Genomic DNA, 2,687 nt, shown 5'->3' with positions numbered 1-2,687 from the left:
CTACACAGTGGACGCAAGCAACTATGGACAAGCCCTCGGCCTATTAGTACCGGTCAACTCCACCTATTACTAGGCTTCCATATCCGGCCTATCAACCCGGTCGTCTACCGGGAGCCTTAACCCATCACGTGGGAGGGAGCCCTCATCTCGAAGCAGGCTTCCCGCTTAGATGCTTTCAGCGGTTATCCTTTCCGAACGTAGCCAACCAGCCATGCCCTTGGCAGAACAACTGGCACACCAGAGGTCCGTCCGTCCCGGTCCTCTCGTACTAGGGACAGCCCTTCTCAAGACTCCTACGCGCACAGCGGATAGGGACCGAACTGTCTCACGACGTTCTAAACCCAGCTCGCGTACCGCTTTAATGGGCGAACAGCCCAACCCTTGGGACCGACTCCAGCCCCAGGATGCGACGAGCCGACATCGAGGTGCCAAACCATCCCGTCGATATGGACTCTTGGGGAAGATCAGCCTGTTATCCCCGGGGTACCTTTTATCCGTTGAGCGACGGCGCTTCCACAAGCCACCGCCGGATCACTAGTCCCGACTTTCGTCCCTGCTCGACCCGTCAGTCTCACAGTCAAGCTCCCTTGTGCACTTACACTCACCACCTGATGACCAACCAGGCTGAGGGAACCTTTGGGCGCCTCCGTTACTCTTTAGGAGGCAACCGCCCCAGTTAAACTACCCACCAGACACTGTCCCTGATCCGGATCACGGACCCAGGTTAGACATCCAGCACGACCAGAGTGGTATTTCAACAACGACTCCACCACCACTAGCGTGATGACTTCACAGTCTCCCACCTATCCTACACAAGCCGAACCGAACACCAATATCAAGCTATAGTAAAGGTCCCGGGGTCTTTCCGTCCTGCTGCGCGAAACGAGCATCTTTACTCGTACTGCAATTTCACCGGGCCTATGGTTGAGACAGTCAAGAAGTCGTTACGCCATTCGTGCAGGTCGGAACTTACCCGACAAGGAATTTCGCTACCTTAGGATGGTTATAGTTACCACCGCCGTTTACTGGCGCTTAAGTTCTCAGCCTCGCCACACCGAAATGCAGCTAACCGGTCCCCTTAACGTTCCAGCACCGGGCAGGCGTCAGTCCGTATACATCGCCTTACGGCTTCGCACGGACCTGTGTTTTTAGTAAACAGTCGCTTCTCGCTGGTCTCTGCGGCCACCCCCAGCTCAGAGTGCAAGACTCATCACCAGAAGAGGCCCCCCTTCTCCCGAAGTTACGGGGGCATTTTGCCGAGTTCCTTAACCATAGTTCACCCGAACGCCTCGGTATTCTCTACCTGACCACCTGAGTCGGTTTAGGGTACGGGCCGCCATACAACTCGCTAGAGGCTTTTCTCGACAGCATAGGATCATCCACTTCACCACAACGGCTCGGCATCAGGTCTCACCCCCATGAGAGACGGATTTGCCTATCTCTCGGGCTACACCCTTACCCCGGGACAACCACCGCCCGGGCTGGACTACCTTCCTGCGTCACCCCATCACTCACCTACTACCCCCTCGGGTCAGCGGCTCCACCACACCACACCTGCCCAAAGGACAGACACGGGGACTTCACGGCCTTAGCATCAGAAGATTCAGTGTTGGACGCTCTACAGCGGGTACCGGAATATCAACCGGTTATCCATCGACTACGCCTGTCGGCCTCGCCTTAGGCCCCGACTTACCCTGGGCAGATCAGCTTGACCCAGGAACCCTTAGTCAATCGGCGCAAGAGTTTCCCACTCTTGTATCGCTACTCATGCCTGCATTCTCACTCGTGAACCGTCCACAACTACCTTCCAGTGCTGCTTCACCCGGCACACGACGCTCCCCTACCCACCCCAGCCGGCGTTAGCCGTCATGCTGGAGTGACACGACTTCGGCGGTGTACTTGAGCCCCGCTACATTATCGGCGCGGAATCACTTGACCAGTGAGCTATTACGCACTCTTTCAAGGATGGCTGCTTCTAAGCCAACCTCCTGGTTGTCTCTGCGACTCCACATCCTTTCCCACTTAGCACACGCTTAGGGGCCTTAGTCGATGCTCTGGGCTGTTTCCCTCTCGACCATGGAGCTTATCCCCCACAGTCTCACTGCCGCGCTCTCACTTACCGGCATTCGGAGTTTGGCTAAGGTCAGTAACCCGGTAAGGCCCATCGCCTATCCAGTGCTCTACCTCCGGCAAGAAACACACGACGCTGCACCTAAATGCATTTCGGGGAGAACCAGCTATCACGGAGTTTGATTGGCCTTTCACCCCTAACCACAGGTCATCCCCCAGGTTTTCAACCCTGGTGGGTTCGGGCCTCCACGACCTCTTACAGCCGCTTCACCCTGCCCATGGCTAGATCACTCCGCTTCGGGTCTAGGGCACGCTACTCAACGCCCTCTTAGGACTCGCTTTCGCTACGGCTTCCCCACACGGGTTAACCTCGCAACATACCGCAAACTCGCAGGCTCATTCTTCAAAAGGCACGCAGTCACGACCGCGCATGCAAGCACACACGGCGACGCTCCCACGGCTTGTAGGCACACGGTTTCAGGTACTATTTCACTCCGCTCCCGCGGTACTTTTCACCATTCCCTCACGGTACTATCCACTATCGGTCACCAGGGAATATTTAGGCTTAACGGGTGGTCCCGCCAGATTCACACAGGATTTCTCGGGCCCCATGCTAC

General features: G+C 56.6%; 1 rRNA gene (cut by a window edge). It reads right to left on the bottom strand.

Going from position 1 to position 2,687, the window contains the following annotated elements:
- Positions 1 to 23: 23 nt before the first annotated feature.
- A 23S ribosomal RNA gene (locus IF129_RS25835) occupies positions 24 to 2,687 on the bottom strand (it continues 459 nt past the right edge of the window).

It is taken from the genome of Streptomyces chumphonensis (assembly GCF_014779715.1).
Taxonomy (GTDB): domain Bacteria; phylum Actinomycetota; class Actinomycetes; order Streptomycetales; family Streptomycetaceae; genus Streptomyces; species Streptomyces chumphonensis.
This window is presented reverse-complemented; position numbering and strand designations above follow the sequence as displayed.